Origin of the sequence: Nocardia crassostreae, assembly GCF_001613405.1 — a bacterium.
Classification (GTDB): Bacteria; Actinomycetota; Actinomycetes; order Mycobacteriales; family Mycobacteriaceae; genus Nocardia; species Nocardia crassostreae.
In genome coordinates, this window is the sequence record NZ_BDCH01000006.1 from 147,417 (window position 1) to 163,675 (window position 16,259).

General features: G+C 67.4%; 12 protein-coding genes and 2 pseudogenes. 3 read left to right on the forward strand and 11 right to left on the reverse strand.

Annotation, left to right across the window (positions count from 1 at the left end; genetic code table 11):
- Nucleotides 1–32 precede the first annotated feature (32 nt).
- From NC4_RS03605 to NC4_RS03630, 6 genes and pseudogenes are all read right to left on the reverse strand, one after another.
- Entirely contained in the window at nt 33–1,346 is a 1,314-nt protein-coding gene (locus NC4_RS03605; RefSeq protein WP_084528411.1) for an allantoate amidohydrolase, read from the reverse strand.
- Complete coding sequence (locus tag NC4_RS03610; protein WP_067532155.1) at nt 1,343–2,662, reverse strand: FMN-binding glutamate synthase family protein; 1,320 nt, start codon at nt 2,660–2,662, stop codon at nt 1,343–1,345. Before NC4_RS03610 ends, NC4_RS03605 begins: the two co-directional genes overlap by 4 nt.
- Before the next feature lie 91 nt (nt 2,663–2,753).
- A complete protein-coding gene (locus tag NC4_RS03615; RefSeq protein ID WP_067532158.1) occupies nt 2,754–3,452 on the reverse strand; it encodes a protein glxC in 699 nt (232 codons plus the stop codon).
- Nucleotides 3,437–4,384: a class II glutamine amidotransferase domain-containing protein gene (locus NC4_RS03620; protein WP_067532161.1), complete on the reverse strand. Its 948-nt coding sequence runs from the start codon at nt 4,382–4,384 to the stop codon at nt 3,437–3,439. The genes NC4_RS03615 and NC4_RS03620 overlap by 16 nt, the downstream gene beginning before the upstream one ends.
- A gap of 89 nt (nt 4,385–4,473) precedes the next feature.
- Nucleotides 4,474–5,807: pseudogene (gene glnT, locus NC4_RS03625) on the reverse strand (type III glutamate--ammonia ligase).
- Between the two features lie 41 nt (nt 5,808–5,848).
- Nucleotides 5,849–7,037, reverse strand: a pseudogene (locus tag NC4_RS03630) (NAD(P)/FAD-dependent oxidoreductase).
- Between the two features lie 277 nt (nt 7,038–7,314).
- Between NC4_RS03630 and NC4_RS03635 the strand changes: the two are divergent.
- The gene (locus NC4_RS03635) at nt 7,315–8,658 is read left to right on the forward strand and encodes an ammonium transporter (protein WP_067532163.1); all 1,344 of its coding nucleotides are present in this window, start codon (nt 7,315–7,317) and stop codon (nt 8,656–8,658) included.
- 114 nt (nt 8,659–8,772) lie between these two features.
- Here NC4_RS03635 and NC4_RS03640 read toward each other — a convergent pair whose 3' ends face one another.
- Nucleotides 8,773–9,525: a lysophospholipid acyltransferase family protein gene (locus NC4_RS03640; protein ID WP_067532165.1), complete on the reverse strand. Its 753-nt coding sequence runs from the start codon at nt 9,523–9,525 to the stop codon at nt 8,773–8,775.
- A gap of 86 nt (nt 9,526–9,611) precedes the next feature.
- Between NC4_RS03640 and NC4_RS03645 the strand changes: the two genes are divergently transcribed.
- Both NC4_RS03645 and NC4_RS03650 read left to right on the forward strand, forming a co-directional pair.
- On the forward strand, nt 9,612–10,439 hold the full coding sequence (locus NC4_RS03645) for a hypothetical protein (RefSeq protein WP_067532168.1): 828 nt from the start codon (nt 9,612–9,614) through the stop codon (nt 10,437–10,439).
- A gap of 45 nt (nt 10,440–10,484) precedes the next feature.
- Nucleotides 10,485–12,026 carry a Rieske 2Fe-2S domain-containing protein gene (locus NC4_RS03650; protein WP_067532171.1) on the forward strand — a complete coding sequence of 514 codons (1,542 nt, stop codon included), beginning with the start codon at nt 10,485–10,487 and terminating at the stop codon, nt 12,024–12,026.
- Nucleotides 12,027–12,083: 57 nt separating this feature from the next.
- On the opposite strand, the gene NC4_RS03655 is transcribed toward NC4_RS03650, so the two are convergent.
- From NC4_RS03655 to NC4_RS03670, 4 genes are all read right to left on the reverse strand, one after another.
- Nucleotides 12,084–12,419, reverse strand: a complete 336-nt coding sequence (locus NC4_RS03655) for a BP74-related protein (protein ID WP_067532172.1) — start codon at nt 12,417–12,419, stop codon at nt 12,084–12,086.
- A gap of 158 nt (nt 12,420–12,577) precedes the next feature.
- Nucleotides 12,578–13,612, reverse strand: coding sequence for a MauE/DoxX family redox-associated membrane protein (locus NC4_RS03660; protein ID WP_067532174.1), 1,035 nt, complete (start codon nt 13,610–13,612; stop codon nt 12,578–12,580).
- Nucleotides 13,613–13,761: 149 nt separating this feature from the next.
- Nucleotides 13,762–14,742, reverse strand: coding sequence for a DMT family transporter (locus tag NC4_RS03665; protein ID WP_245721467.1), 981 nt, complete (start codon nt 14,740–14,742; stop codon nt 13,762–13,764).
- 158 nt (nt 14,743–14,900) lie between these two features.
- Nucleotides 14,901–16,241, reverse strand: a complete 1,341-nt coding sequence (locus NC4_RS03670) for an MFS transporter (RefSeq protein ID WP_157554232.1) — start codon at nt 16,239–16,241, stop codon at nt 14,901–14,903.
- Nucleotides 16,242–16,259: the final 18 nt, after the last annotated feature.

Here is a 16,259-nt window from a genome sequence, read left to right on the forward strand (position 1 = left end):
TTCCGCCGGTTCACACCGCTTAGGACCGTCGATTACAGGTGTGAACCGGCGGAAAGGGGTGTGAACGCCCAGGCTGTGATGACGGCGGCGAGGGCGGCTGCGCCGGTGTGACAGTCGCTGCTGTCGGCGTGCTCGGCGGGGGAGTGCGAGACGCCGGTGGGGTTGCGGACGAAGAGCATGGCGGTGGGGATTACGGCGGAGAGGATTCCGGCGTCGTGGCCTGCGGCCGTGGGGATGACGGGGATGTCGTCGAGGTGGGAGAGGGCCTGTGCCAGTCGCGTCCTGGGTTCGGGCGGGAATTCCACTATGGGCGTGAGTGATTCGGCCTCGATCGCGAGGGCGACGTCGTCGATTGCGGCGTGGGCGCGAGCCGCGGCAGTGATGCGGGCGACCAGGGATTCCAGGGTGGGCTGGTCGGCGGCGCGGGCGTCCAGCCAGGCCCGCACACGAGAAGGGATGGCATTCGTGCCATTCGGGGAGACCAGTACCTTGTCGAAGGTGGCGACGGCCTCCAGCGCTGCCGCTTCCGTTCGTGCGGTGTGCACCGTGGACGCGAAGGCGAGCATCGGATCGCGCCGGTCCACCAACCGGGTGGCCCCGGCGTGATTGGCCTCGCCGGTGAACTCGAATTCCCAGCGGCCGTGCGGCCAGATGGACGAGGCCAAAGCCAGTGGGCGATCCACCAGATCCAGGGCGCGCCCCTGCTCGATGTGGAGTTCCACGAACACCCCGACCCGTTCCGCGAAAGCCGGATCCGCACCCACCTGCTCCGGGCGACGCCCGGCACGAGTCAGCGCCTCCGCCAAGCTGATTCCATCGACATCGCGCAGCCCGAGAGCCCGTTTCGGTGCGAGCGCACCACTGGTCAACTGGGAACCGATGCAAGCCACGCCGAACCGCGCCCCCTCCTCATCCGAGAACGCGACCACCGCCACCGGAATCAATGGCTCCACGCCACGCTCCCGGAGCAGATCGACAGCGGCAAAGGCCGAAACAATGCCGAGCGGGCCGTCGAACGCGCCGCCATCCGGCACCGAATCCAGATGCGACCCGGTGACGAACGCACCCTTGGGGTCTCCCACCCAATTCCGCGGCAGCCACCAAGCCCACAGATTCCCGTTCCGATCCTCCTCCACATCCATCGACCGTGCCGCCGCGCACCCCCGAAACCACTCCCGCAACGACAAATCCGCATCCGACCACACGTAACGGCGATAGCCCCCGGTCGCACCACAACGACCCACCCCGGCGATCTCGGACCACAGCGGATCGAAGAACCGTGCCGCGCCGACGAATTCGGCCTTCGTCTTCGGATCATGCCGACCATCCACGTAGTCGCGACTCATGCGATGGTCCCGGGAATCCAGGCAGTTCCAGCCAGGGGGACGCGGGCCATGGCGGCGGATTCGACGGTGAGGGCCACCAGGTCTTCGGGTTCGAGGTTGCGGAGGTGGGATTTGCCGCAGGCGCGGGCGAGGGTTTGGGCTTCCATGGTGAGGACGCGGAGGTAGTTGGCGAGACGACGGCCGCCTTCGATCGGATCCAGGAGCTGGGCGAGCGCGGGGTCCTGGGTGCTGATGCCCGCGGGGTCGCGGCCGTCCTGGAAGTCGTCGTAGTAGCCGGGGGCCGAGCCGAGGGCCTCGTAGTCGGCGGTGAAGCGAGGGCTGTTGTCGCCCAGGGCGATCAGGGCCGCGGTGCCGATGGCGACCGCGTCCGCGCCGAGGGCCAGGGCCTTGGCGACATCGGCTCCGGTGCGGATGCCGCCGGAGATGATGAGCTGAACCTTGCGGTGGACGCCGAGCTCCTGGAGGGCTTGGACGGCTTGGGGGATGGCGGCGAGGGTGGGGATGCCGACGTGTTCGATGAAGACGTCCTGGGTGGCGGCGGTTCCGCCTTGCATGCCGTCGACCACGACGACATCCGCGCCCGCCTTCACGGCGAGTTTCACGTCGTAATAGGTGCGAGTTGCGCCGATCTTGATGTAGATCGGTTTCTCCCACTGGGTGATCTCGCGCAACTCCAGGATCTTGATGGCGAGGTCGTCCGGGCCGGTCCAGTCCGGGTGGCGGCAGGCGCTGCGCTGGTCGATGCCCTGCGGCAGGGTGCGCATGGCGGCCACGCGGTCGCTGATCTTCTGGCCGAGGAGCATGCCGCCACCGCCGGGTTTCGCGCCCTGGCCGAGCACGATTTCGATGGCGTCGGCCTTGCGGAGGTCGTCGGGATTCATGCCGTAGCGGGATGGAAGGTATTGGTAGACGAGGTGTTTGGACTGGCCGCGCTCCTCCGGGGTCATGCCGCCGTCGCCGGTGGTGGTCGAGGTGCCGACGGCGCTCGCGCCCCGGCCGAGGGCCTCCTTGGCGGGGCCGGACAGCGCGCCGAAACTCATGCCCGCTATGGTTATCGGAATGTCCAGGTGCAGTGGATGTTTCGCATGGAGGTCCCCGAGCACCACATCGGTGTCGCAGCGCTCGCGATAGCCCTCGAGCGGATACCTGGACATGGAGGCGACCAGGAACAGCAGGTCGTCGAAATGCGGCAGCGGACGCTTGGCGCCCCAGCCGCGAATGTCGTAGATGCCGGTTTCGGCGGCGCGTTGGATCTCGGCGATGGCGCGCCGGTCGAACGTCGCGGATTCCCGCAATGCCGGGTTTGACGAGGTCATCGGTTCTCCTGAGGGGCTTCACACCCCCTACACCCGGTTCACACCCGCTATATCGAGTGTGAACGCGCGGGAAGGGGTGTGAACCCAGGGGTCAGTAGGCGCGGGCGTTGTCGACGTGGAAGTGGTAGAGCTCGCGGGCGGAGCCGTAGCGGGTGAAGTCGGCGGGGTCGGCGGTTATGCCTGCGGCCTCGAGCAAGGCGCTCAGTTCGGCGAGATGCTCGGGGCGCATGGGCTTGCGGATGCAGTCCGCGCCGAGGGACGCCACTGTGCCGCGCACGTAGAGGCGGGCCTCGTAGAGGGAATCGCCGAGGGCTTCACCGGCATTGCCGCACACCACCAGGCGGCCCGCCTGGCCCATGAAGGCGCCCATATGGCCGATATTGCCGCCTACGACGATATCCACGCCCTTCATCGAAATACCGCAGCGCGCACCGGCATTGCCCTCGATGACGAGCAGCCCCCCCCCGTGTGCGGTCGCCCCGGCCGATTGGGACGCGTCGCCGCGCACCCGCACGGCGCCCGACATCATGTTCTCGGCGACGCCGACGCCCGCGCTGCCGTTCACCGTCACCGTGGCGCGCTGGTTCATGCCCGCGCAGTAGTAGCCGACATGACCGTCGATGGTGACATCCATGTCCCGGTCCAGCCCACAGGCCAGCGCGTGCGCGCCGCGCGGGTTCGCGAGGGTCACCGCCCGCGGTGCGTCCGGCGACAGCAGCACCGAATTGACTGCCCGCGTGCCGGATTCGGCCACATCCAGGATGGTGCGCTCACTCACGATCGCCGCCATACGTACACCTCTTCCGGTTCGGGTTCGAAGATTCGGGCCTGCTCGATACCGGGCAGATCGGCCAGGGCGCGGTATTCGGAGGCCATGGCGACCCAGCGGTCGGTCTCGGCGATGACGGCGGGTTTGCAGCCAATGGCGTCGCGCACCACCGCGAACGAATCGCTGGTGGACACCAGCAGGGTGTAGAACCCATCGAACACATCGTTGAGCAGTAGCAGCGCCTTCTCCAGATCCGCACCGCCCGCCAGCTGCTCGGCCACGAACCGCGCACCCATCTCGGTGTCGTTCTCGCTGTCGAATTCGACTCCGCGCCGCCGCAATTCGTGCTTGATGCTCATGTGATTGCTGAACGACCCGTTGTGCACCAGGCACTGCCCTGCCCCCACCGAGAACGGGTGCGACCCCTCGGCCGTCACCGCGGATTCGGTGGCCATGCGGGTATGCACCACCCCCTGCCAGCCCTGCGCCGCGGGCAACCCGAAACGCCGCGCCAGCTCGGCCGGATCGCCGACACCCTTGAGCACGGCGAGCCCGGCGCCGAAACCGATCACCCGCGCACCTGGCGCCACCGCCCGCACGGCGCTCGCCAGCACCTCGGACGCGGCCGCCTCGGGTCGGTCCCGCACCGTTGCGGCGCCTGCGGAACCGACGCTGGGAGCATGCAGCACGATCGTGGGCTCCAGCTCGATGGCGGTCACCGCCACACCCAGTGCGGCCGTGAGCTGCTCCGCCAATCGACCGGTGGATACCGGCGAATCCAGCACGGATACCGTGACCGAGCCGGGCGGCGACCAGACCGGATCGCCGTAGACCGCCATCCCGGCCGAATCCGGGCCGCGATCGCACATGTGGCCGAGCATGCCGGTCAGCAGTGTGCCCAGCCGTGGGTACAGTTCCGGATCGCGCAGGTGCAGGCCGACAATGCCGCACATCTGTAGTCACCGTCCTTTCCGGGGTTCAATGGTCGATTCGATACCGCGCGAGTATCGGATTACCTTGCCGCAGTGCTGATTCCGAATCATCAGAAGGCGGTGAGGTAGCGGTCGATCTCCCAGCTGGAGACCTGGTTGTGCCAGGCGAAGAACTCTTCGCGCTTGCGCTCGGCGAAATAGGCGGCCACGCCGGGACCGGCGATATCCAACGCACCGGTGAGCACCGGATCGGATTCGAGCGCGTCCATGGCGTGCACGAGCGTCATGGGAAGCATGTCGCCGTGGCGTTCGCCGGGCGCGCCGGGATCCAGGTCCCGGTCGATGCCGTCGAGTCCGGCGGCAATGGCCGCCGCTGCCGCGAGATAGGGATTGGCCGAGCCGTCGGCACCGCGCAATTCGACGCGATGCTGGTCGGGGACGCGCAGATAGTGGGTGCGGTCGTTGCCGCCATAGGTGGCGTAGCGCGGCGACCAGGTCGCGCCGCTGGCGGTATTGGTCGCGCCGATTCGCTTGTAGGAGTTCACGGTGGGGGCGATGACGCCTTGCAGGGCGCAGGCATGGTCGAGCAGCCCCGCCAGGAAGGCGTAGGCGGTCGGCGACAGACCCAGCCCGAGCGGATCGGCGGCATCGGGGAACAGGGAACGGCCGTCGGACCACACCGAGAGATGCATGTGCATACCCGATCCGGTCCGGTCGGTGAACGGCTTCGGCATGAAAGTGGCCTTCATACCCCGCTTTTCGGCAATCACCGACAGCAGATAGCGGGCGGTGATGACACGGTCGGCGGTGGTGAGGGCGTCGGCGTAGTCGAAGTTCTGCTCGAACTGACCGTTCCCGTCCTCGTGGTCGCTGGCGTAATTACCCCAGCCGAGAGCATTCATCGCTTGCGAGACCTCGGCCAGGTGGTCGTACATGCGGGTGACATCGCGGGCGTCGTAGCAGGGTTGCAAGCTGATGTCGGCGGTATCGGCGGGGACCAGCCCCTCCGGCGTCTTGTCGACCAGGAAGTATTCGATCTCCGCGCCGACATTCACCATGTAGCCGCGCTCGGCGGCCCGGGCGAGGGTCCCACGCGGGGCGCGAAAGGCCAGGGCTTGCCCTCGACGTGCGGCGTGCAGTGCACCATGGCCAGACCGGGACGCACGAACGGGATGGGTGTGAAGGTGGCCGGGTCCGGCACGGCGATCAGATCCGGATCGCGCGGCTGCTGGCCGATCATGCCCGCGGCGTACCCGGCGAAACCGACGCCGTCCGCCTCGAGCTGGTCGACGGCTTGGACCGGAACGAGTTTCGCGCACGGTTTACCGGACAGGGTGGTGAACACCGCCAGGATGAAGGCGGTGTCGGTCAGCCGGGCCTGTTCGGCCAGGGTGCGGTGGGTGGTGATCGGCGTGACGGTCGCGGCGGGGATGTCTATCGCCATGTCGGCTCCTGGAGCAGGGGTTCTGTCGGATGGACTGGGGTTCAGCGCATTTCGCCCGCGCCCGTGTACGGGTGCGGACTGAGCAGGGGGGCGGCCCTCGGCGAACCGCTCGTGGCGGAAATCGGCGGGATCGACATTCGGCAGTCCGGTGCGCCCGTCCAGCAGCAGATCCGCGACCAGGCGGCCGACCGCGGGGGAGATCTTGAAACCGTGGCCGGAGAATCCGGTGGCCAGGAACAGGCCGGGGACGGGCGCTGGACCGATGATCGGGTTGTAGTCGGGGGTCACGTCGTAGGCGCCGACATAGCTGCCGGTAATGCGCGGGTCGGGCATTACCGGCAACCGGTGATCCAGTTTGGCGACGACCTTCTCGACGGTGGCATCGTCGGCGCGATCGACGAAATCGTCCGGGTCGACGTATTCGGGCACGGCGTGATCGCTATTGCCCGCCAGCAGTTCGCCATTGGGTTCGCGGCACAGATATTGCAGGCTCGCCAGATCGGAGAGCACCGGCACCTCGGCCAACGGTTCACCCTGATCGATCAGAACCAGCTGGGCGCGTTGCGCTTTCACATCGACCTCCACGCCGACACCGAGCGTCAGGCCCGGCGTCCACGGCCCGGCGGCGAGCACCACGGTCGCGGCGTGCACCTCGCTGCCGTCGGCGAGCCGCGCACCTGTCACACGACCGCCGGACTCGAGCAGTTTGACCACCGCAGCCTGCTGCCGGATTCGCACGCCGAGTTTCCGTGCGGCGGCGGCGAATGCCATACCCGTCAGATACGCCTCGCCGCGGCCGCCGCGCGGTTCGTAGGCGAAGCCTGCGGAGTCGTCCAGCCGCAAACCCGGCCACAGCGCGGCCATCTCGTCGTGGCCGATGAGCTCCACATCGATTCCGAGCACCCGCTGCATGGAAACATTGGCGCGCAAGGGATCCAGATTGTCCGCGCCGACGCCCACTACATAACCGCACTGCCGGAAGCCCAGATCGTCGCCGAGGATGTCGCGCGCGTTCTCGAAGAACGGCACCGACCACCACGACATGGCCGCCAGCGACGGTGCTCCGTAATGGCAGCGCACCACGCCGCTGGACTTGCCGGTCATCCCCGAGCACAGCGTATTCCGTTCCAGCACAAGTACATCTGTGGCGCCGCGCGCGGCCAGCGACCAGGCGATGGCGAGTCCCTCCAGGCCGCCTCCGATGATCAGGTACTCGGCGGTATCGGTCATGCGGTATCCCTCGGCTTCATCACTGTCTTCTGTAGTGAATCAATATTTATTAATAGGAAACCAAGTGACTGTGTCGTAGCCATTACGCGGGCATCACGGGCCGATGACGCGCGCTCGGCGAATCATGGTCTGTGTACTTTGCATACGACCACCCGGGTTAACCCACCTTTCACAGCCTCGTACCCCGGCGCAACATCCACGGTGGTTCACTGCCAAGCAACGACTATTCCTATCAGGAACGCCGTTGGTAGCGAATACGTTCTAAGCAAGGTGAAAAATGGAGCAAGCAGTGGCCGCGGCCGATACCGCGTGGATGCTCGCCGCTTTCGCGCTGGTATCCGTCATGGTGGCCGGACTCGCGCTTTTCTACGGCGGCATGGTCAGCGTCAAGAACACACTGAACATGGCCATAATGGTCTTCGGCGCCTTCGCGGTGGTCGGCGTGCTGTGGATCGTCGTCGGCTATTCGGCGGCCTTCGGGGATTCACTGGGCGGACTCGGGCTCATCGGTGACCCGCTCGAATACCTCGGATCCACCAAACTCCTCACAGCGCCGGAGAGTCCGGGACTACCCCCGGCCATCTTCTCGGCGTTCCAATTGCTGTTCGGCGCGATCACCGTCGCGCTCATCGCGGGTGCGGTGGCCGACCGCATGAAATTCGGCTCCTGGATGATCTTCGCCGGTGTCTGGGCGATCCTGGTGTACTTCCCGGTGGCGCACTGGGTGTTCGCCTTCGACTCCAAGGACGGCTCGGTCATGGGCGGCTGGATCGCCAATGACCTGAAGGCCATCGACTTCGCGGGCGGCACGGCCGTGCACATCAATGCCGGTATCGCGGCGCTGGCGCTGTCGGTCGTACTCGGCCGCCGCCACGTCTTCCCGAATTCGCCCCGGCCGCACAGCCTTCCGCTGACCATGCTGGGGGCGGGCATCCTGTTCTTCGGCTGGTTCGGCTTCAATGGCGGTTCGGCGCTGGCGGCGGGCAACTTCGCCTCCGTGGTGGTGCTTAACACCCTGGCCGCCACCTGCGCGGGCATGTGCGGCTGGCTGCTGGTGGAGAAGTTCCGGGAGGGCTACGCCACCTCCCTGGGCGCGGCCTCCGGCATGATCTCCGCCCTGGTCGGCATTACCCCCGCCTGCGGTGCGGTCTCACCGATCGGCGCGCTCGCCATCGGCGTGATCTGCGGCGCCGCTTGCTGTTACGCGGTCTCGCTGAAGTTCCGTTTCGGCTTCGACGATTCCCTGGACGTGGTGGGCATCCACCTGGTCGGCGGCATTCTGGGCACCGTGCTCATCGGCTTCCTGGCCGATCCGGACGCGCCCAATGCGGTGACCGGACTGTTCTACGGCGGCGGTGTGGACCAGTTGTGGCGGCAGGCAGTGGCGGCGGCCGCGGTGCTGGGCTACACCTTCGTGGTCACCCTCGTCATCGCGACCGTGCTCAAGATGTTCGGCGGTATCCGCGCGGATTCGAAGAGCGAATCCACCGGTCTCGACCTGGCCGTGCACGGCGAATCCGCCTATGTGCTCGACCATCTCGAAACCCCGGCCACCACCCCGGCCGATCCGGTCGGCGCGGCCGAGGCCATTACCAGCAAGGCCGCGGCCGGAGTCGACTAGATGACCCGCGCCCGCCGCGTTTCACCCTCATCGGAAAGCCGCGGCGGGCGCTGCCCGAAAAGGGGTGTGGCCGCAGACGTTCTGCCGGGCCGCGCGGTCACACCTCTTTTCAATTCACTCCTGCGACCGCGACTCCCGGCGCGCGGCGCGCTCGGCCACCTCGGCGGCATCGAGGGCGTGGGCCTCTTCCAGGGTCGGGGCGCTGCCGCCCAGCCGGGACGGCACCCAGTACGCGCCCGGTTCGTGCGCATAGTCCTTTTGCAGGTCCAGCAGCATGGATTCCATTGTGGAATGCAGCTTCTCGGTCAGGGCCGAGGCGGGCTCGAACGGTTCGATCGGCTCACCGACCGCCATGGAAATGGGGGTATTGGTGCGGCCCAAGCGCTTGGGGTGCCCCTTGGTCCACACCCGCTGCGCACCCCAGATGGCAATCGGGATGATCGGCACATTCGCCTCGATGGCCATGCGCGCCGCGCCCGACTTGAATTCCTTCAATTCGAAACTGCGGCTGATGGTTGCCTCGGGGTAGACGCCCACCAATTCGCCCGCACGCAGCCGCTCCACAGCCTCGCGGTAGGAATCCGCGCCCGCGGCCCGGTCCACCGGAATATGCTTGAGCGCCCGCATGATCGGACCGGCGACCGGATTGTCGAAGACCTCCTTCTTCGCCATGAACCGGATGTAGCGCTTCGTCGTACGCGCGGGCAGACCCGCGTACGTGAAGTCCATGTAGCCGGTGTGATTGATGGCGATGACCGCTCCACCCGTGGCCGGGATGTTTTCGTCGCCTTTGACGGTGAACTTCAGGCCCTGCAGCGCGAACACGGTGCGGGCCAGCCCGATGATCGGGTAGTAGACGGGTTCCACAATTCCGCTAACGTAGTCGCTGCTCAGCTCGGAACCTGTGACACAGGCAACACCTGATCCAACGAATTCGAAAGAGGTTCGCACGAGTGGAAAACGCCCGGACAGCACTGCGTTCACACGACCGCAGGGGCCTGCTCGGCAGACGGACTCTCGCGGTACTCGGCGCGGCGCTGCTGGCCGCCGGTTGCGATTCCGTGGTCGGAATTCCGGGTGACGAACCCGCCGGGTCCGGGGACTCCCGCATCGCCATATCGGTGACCGACACACCCGGGCCGGACGAATCCGCACTCGCCGCGGCGGCGGTGCGCGGATTCGCGGCCGATCTGCGCGGCGGTGACCTCGACAAGCTCGAGACCACCTGCTGGACCATGGCGCCCTTGAACGTGCGAACCATGTACGCCGAGCCGGAGCCCATCCTCGCCGCGCTCGAGCGGCCGGGGGCGCACACCGGGTCCACCACGGTGTGGAAGACGAATGCCGTCACCGTCGTCGTGCCGGACGCGTCCGTGACGGGCGGGTACGCCTGTCCATATGTCTACACGGCCGGGGACGAGATCGGATTCAACGATGCGGACGCCCGGCACACGGTGCGCCGCTATCTCTCGCGATTGATCGGCGAACCGGTGCATCCCGATGACGACGAGCAGACCCATCCCTTGGTCTGCGCCGCCGGATCGGGCGACTGGGATCCCAATCAAACAGGCAAAACGGGCAAACCACCGCTGGCCGGAAACACCGCCGCGCTCGCGGGCATCCAGGGCTTCGTGGATCAATCCATCAAATCGGAGTGGCCGCGCGGTGCGTACATCACCGTATCGGTACCGGTCACCACCGCCGCGGGGGTCCAGAAGAAACAGGTCTTCACGCTGAAGTCCGGCAACGAGGGTTACTGCATCGGCGACGTCTCGGGGTAGCAAGTACCCTGGGTGGCTGGTAACGGTCAGGGAGGAAGATAGCTCGTGCAGATCACCAGCGTCGGACACGCCGGATTCCACATCCGTACCGCAGCGGGGACGATCCTGTGCGATCCATGGGTGAACCCGGCCTACTTCGGATCGTGGTTCCCGTTCCCGGACAATACCCAGCTGAACTGGGACGAGCTCGGCAACTGCGACTTCCTCTACGTCTCGCATCTGCACCGCGATCACTGGGACGCCAAGCACCTGGCCGACAAGGTCAACAAGGACGCCACGGTCCTGCTGCCGGACTATCCGGTGCCGGATCTCAAGCGCGAACTCGAGAAGCTCGGTTTCCACAAGTTCGTGGAGACCGAGGACTCGGTCAAGCACCGGGTCACCGGTCCGGGCGGCGATCTGGACATCATGATCATCGCGTTGCGCGCCCCGGCCGACGGGCCCATCGGCGACTCCGGCCTGGTCGTCTCCGACGGCGAGACCGTCTGTTTCAACATGAACGACGCCCGGCCCGTCGATATGGATGTGCTGCACGACGCCTTCGGGCACGTCGACATCCACCTGCTGCAGTACTCCGGGGCCATCTGGTACCCGATGGTCTACGACATTCCGACCAAGACCAAGGCCAACTTCGGCAAGCAGAAGCGGCAGCGCGGTATGGACCGCGCCCGCTCCTACATCGAACAGGTCGGGGCCACCTGGATCGTCCCGTCCGCCGGGCCGCCGGTCTTCCTCGACGACGAGCTGCGCTACCTCAATGACGATCGCGGCGACGAGGGCAATATCTTCCCCGACCAGATCGTCTTCCTCGAGCAGATGAAGATCCACGGCAACGAGGGCGGGCTCCTGATGATCCCGGGCTCCACCGCGGAGCTGCGCGGCAAGGAACTGCTGGGGCTCACCCACCTCGTGGATCCGGATACGATCTACAGCGACAAGGCCGCCTATATCGAGGACATGGCCCAGCGCATGGCGCCCGTGCTCGCGGCCGAAAAGGCTTCCTGGGCAGTCGATGACGGCGCTCCCCTGCTGCCGCAGCTCAAGGAGCTCTTCGAGCCGATCATGGCGCAGAGCGATCTCATCTGCGACGGCATCGGCTATCCGGTCGCCCTGGTCATGGGCGCGGAGACCGTCGTCCTGGACTTCCCCAAGCGCGTGGTGCGCGAGCCCATCGAAGGTGAGGGCAAGCAGCGCTACGGATTCCGCATCGACCCGCAGCTGGTACGCACCGTGCTGCGCGATAACGAGCCCGACTGGGTGAACACCATTTTCCTGTCGACCCGCTTCACCACCTGGCGGATCGGCGGCTACAACGAATTCCTCTACACCTTCTTCAAATGCCTCACCGATGAGCGCATCGCCTACGCCGACGGCTGGTTCGCCGAGGCGCACGACGATTCCGCGTCCACCGAGCTGGCCGGGTGGGAGGTGCAGCGCCGCTGCCCGCACCTGAAGGCGGATCTGTCGAAATTCGGTGTGGTGGAAGGCGATACCCTCACCTGCAACCTGCACGGCTGGCAGTGGGATCTGGAATCGGGCCGCTGCAAGACCTCTAAGGGCCACGAACTGCGCTCGCGCAAGCTGTAGATCACACGACTCCGGCCGACTCGCACACGTCGGCCGGAGATTCGCCGGGCAGCGAACTCAGGTCAGCTCACGGCTCAGGCGCGACGACCACGGACACCAGAAGCAACCCGGCAGGAAGGCGCCGCACGCCTCGTCGAGATGGTCCTCGAGGTACTCGATGCTGGAATCGCAGACCTCGATGGCCATGGTGAAGAACGTGATCGTGTCCGGGTCGAGGTGGAAACTCCAGCCCGGGTTGTATTCGGCCTGTGTCTTCCGGATTCGGCCCATGACGTGGGTCGACATGGTTTCCTCGCCGGATAGGATGCGGTGCGCCTCCGCAATGCGCGCCTCGTTCGTCAGCCGGATGACGAATTCTTTGCCGGAATAGTCGGTGAATGCGAAGTCCGCCATGATGATCCCTCGCTCGATGCGTTCGGGTGAATGGGGGGAAATCTTGCCATTCGATGGTAAGTCTCACGAAGCAGTCGAAGCATTGAATTCGATTGTGCAGCAACATATTTTGAGAACCGACCCGTTTGCAGGCGGGCAAACGATCGCGGTGAGATCGACTACCGGCGATCCGGTACTGTTTGCCCGTTTCTGTCCGTAACCGTCTGTCCTGCCGTCTGTTTCGCCTGGATTATGAGATCCCGCACGGCCATGGCGCCGCGCGCCACCGGCGCGGCGACCCGGCCGTCCGCAGCGATCAGCACCCCGGACGGCGTGCCCCGCACCCGATATCGCAGCGCCGCTTCGTTCCCCTGCTGCACCAGCACCGGAATCTCACCCAGCCCCTGCGCCCGCCCCCACTCGGCATGCTCGTCGACATCGCCATTGCCCACCACCGCAATGGTCAGCGCCCGCGCCGCCCGCACCTGCCAGCGCGGCAGCTCCCGCGCCAGCGCCGCGCACAACTCGCATCCGGGATGCACGAACACCAGCAGCAGCGACCGCCCCGGCGCCAGCAGCGAACCCAGATTCGCTCGCCCGTCCCCCGAGGTCTTCAGCAGCTCGAACTCCGGCGCGACCGCACCCGGCGGCAGCCCCTCCGCGCCCAGCGTGGACAGCGCCTGCTCGTCCAATCGCCGCCGCAGCACCCGCATCTCACCCGACAGCCACACGAACAGGGCGACGAAAACGGCCGCCACCACCATGCCCACCGCGTGATCGGTCGGCAGCTCCCCCGGCACCTCCGGATATCCGATCGCACCCACCGCGACCAGCAGCGCGAGCAGCATCAGAAGCGCATTGCGGATCACCGTCCGCACCCCGATCGGCGCGGCGCTGCCCGCCCCGAAACACGAACACGCCGGATGCCGCCCCTGCCGGAGCAACCGCAATACCGTCCCCGTGAACACCCCCAGCAGTCCGACCGCCACCAGCGCCGCCACCGCCGCCGTCCACGACGGCAACACCGCCACCGCGATCACCGCCTCCACACCCGGCAGCGCCCATGCCACCGCGGGCACCCAGCGCAGGCGGATACCGAACTCCCCCACCGCCTTCCGCGTCCCCGCCAGATCCGCGAACTTCCCCGCCGCCGACAATCCGAACACCACCCCGAGCGCCAGCCGCAGTCCCCACACGCCGTATTCGATGGTCATGCCCGCACCATGACACACGCGGGCGAACTCGAAACGATAACCGGGAGAACGCGATTCGATCGCCGATCGGATCGTGGACCACACCTCCGAGGGGACGCTGACGACACCACAGCGGAACCCGGGCACAACACCGGTGCGGTCCGGGCGACCTACGCGGCTCGTGCCGGTGCGCGCGCGGCGAGCGCCACCGCGACGAAGGTCAGCACGCAGCCCGCCACCACGGTTGCGGACAACCCCGGCCCGGTCGGCGTCAGCACATCGAGCACCAGCGACATGAGCAGCTGTCCCGCCACCGTGGTCAACCCGAGCAGCAGCACCCCGATCCAGCGCACCGTCACCACGGCCAGCGCGATGAACACGACGCCGAGCACCCCGCCGAGATAGAGCCACGGTTCATCGGGAAACGTTGCGGGCCACCCACTCCGGCCGATCACCACCGATTCGACCACCAGCAATCCGGCCAGCCCCGTCACGAAATTCGCCAGCGTCGCCGACTGCGGCCCACCGACCTCCCCCACCCGCCCGTTCACCGCCTGCTGCCACGCCACCCCGAACCCCGCCAGCAGCGGCAACCCGATCAGCAATACCTGCGGACCCCCGCGCAATCCCTCCGGCACCGCCAGCCCACCCCCGTTATCGGCCCGCCCCACCGCCGCCAACGCCACCGCCGCCAATGCCAATCCCGCACCCCCGGCCCGCAATCCGGTCACCGGCGTCCGCCCACTCGGCCCGAGCCCCAGCCGATCCACCACCAAACTGCTCACCAACTGGCCCGCCACCACCGCCACGGTGAACGCCGTAACCCCGATCGCCGCCACCGTAAGCCCCTGACACGCAACGAAAAACGCCCCACACAACCCACCCAGCAACTGCCACCACCGCAGCCCACCCGACCGCAGCGCCCCCCACACCCGCCCCACCCCCACCCGCAATCGCCCACTCACCCCGAACGCGATCAGCAACAACACCAGCCCAACCCCGAAACTGATCACCGCCGCCGCCACCCCATCCTGCAACCGCTCCCCCAACGCCCCATTGATCCGAGCCTGCCCCGCCACAGCAGCCCCGATACACCCCCCGAACACCAACCCAACCCGCCGCCGCACCGCCACGCCCCGATTCTGCACCACAGCCGCCAGCTCCACTGTGAGCGCAGCCGACCGCTGTCGGGGGCCGATCACGCCACCACTCGCACGACCGGATCGGCTGTGCTCGAAGCCAATCAAGCCGGGACCGTGGCGGCGATGGCTGGGGCGCCCACCCGGACGCACTCCGCCGACCGAGTGCATCAGGCCGCGCGATGTGGTGCGGCCGGGGCCCGATCAGCCGGGTGGGGCGGCAGCCAGGCCGGGACCAGAGCGGCAGTGGCCAGCAGTGGGATGCCGAGCAGGGTGACCACGGCGGGGATGGGCAGCCAGAGGGAAGCCAGGCCGACGAAGGCGAAGACGACCAGGGCGAAGACCTCGGTGAACAAGCCGGAGACCGAGGTGACGGTGGCTCGGGCCGGGCCCTCGATGGCGTCCTGGAGGCGGGCGTCGGCAAGGACATTGGCGTTGTAGTTGATGCCGTAGGCCGCGCCGATGGCCGAGAAGCCCAGGGCGGTCAGGACATGGACGGCATTCGGGTAGACGACGGCGAGACCGGCCACCGCCGCGCCGCCGATGAACAGCAGGCCGCTGACGGCCACGGCGATGGACATGGTGCGCGGGGCGATGTTTTCGGTGCGACCGGCTGTGACCGCGCCGATCAGCGCGCCCGCGACGGTGACGCCGACCAGGATTGCCGCCACCCAGGGTGAGACACCGACATCGCCCGCCAGCAGGGCGAAGTACTCGTCGTAGGCGGTGATACCGTCCAGCAGCGCGGCCAGGATGACGCCGCGGCGAATCACCCGTACCTGCAAGGCTTCCCGCAGGCCGGTGCGGAGCATGTGCAGGTAGCGGGACATGGCCGCCGCGCCCGCTACCGGCGAGATCGGTCCGGGCGCAGCGGCGTCCACCGGCGAATTCGGTTCGGGCGCACCGGCTTCGGACGGCTCGCCGTCCTCCAGTTCCTCGACGTCCCCGGCGGAGACGGCTTTGGGAGCACCGGGCAGGCCGAAGGCCGACACCCTGTGCAGGGCGGCGATCGCCACGCTGGACCAGCCGACCAGGGCGTAGCCGCCCCAGGCGTACAGCGGCGCTGCGGCCAGAATGCCGATCAGGGCGGCGGATTCGGCCGCACCGCGCACGTATCCCATGATGCGAGCGTAGTCGGCCGTGGCGTCTCGCGCGGCGAGCTCGTCGTAGACGAGCGCCTCGAAGGTGCCCGAGCGCAGCGCGCCGGAGGTGCCCCACAGGATAAAGCCCGCGGCGAAACCGGCGAACGTCGGCCACAAAGTCCAGGAGGCGAAACCGGCGACCAGCAGGGCGCCGGACAGGATCAGCAAGGCACGGCGGGAGACCGTGTCGGCCCAGGCGCCGGACGGTACTTCCAGCAGGAACGAGGTCGCGGACCAGATGCCCAGCAGGATGGAGATCTGCGCCGTGTTCAGACCGTGCTCGGCGAAGAGCAGGGCGTAGAGGGCGTAGTACGGAATCAGGTCCGCCGACAGGGAGAACAGCACCGCACGGACGGTGAGACCACGCACCGATACAGTGCGCTGATC

What these genes read in the sequence shown, in the direction of transcription:
- NC4_RS03605 (WP_084528411.1), bottom strand. Translation starts at nt 1,346, where the DNA reads ATGAGTCGCGACTACGTGGATGGTCGGCATGATCCGAAGACGAAGGCC.
- NC4_RS03610 (WP_067532155.1), bottom strand. Translation starts at nt 2,662, where the DNA reads ATGACCTCGTCAAACCCGGCATTGCGGGAATCCGCGACGTTCGACCGG.
- NC4_RS03615 (WP_067532158.1), bottom strand. Translation starts at nt 3,452, where the DNA reads ATGGCGGCGATCGTGAGTGAGCGCACCATCCTGGATGTGGCCGAATCC.
- NC4_RS03620 (WP_067532161.1), bottom strand. Translation starts at nt 4,384, where the DNA reads ATGTGCGGCATTGTCGGCCTGCACCTGCGCGATCCGGAACTGTACCCA.
- NC4_RS03635 (WP_067532163.1), top strand. Translation starts at nt 7,315, where the DNA reads ATGGAGCAAGCAGTGGCCGCGGCCGATACCGCGTGGATGCTCGCCGCT.
- NC4_RS03655 (WP_067532172.1), bottom strand. Translation starts at nt 12,419, where the DNA reads ATGGCGGACTTCGCATTCACCGACTATTCCGGCAAAGAATTCGTCATC.
- NC4_RS03660 (WP_067532174.1), bottom strand. Translation starts at nt 13,612, where the DNA reads ATGACCATCGAATACGGCGTGTGGGGACTGCGGCTGGCGCTCGGGGTG.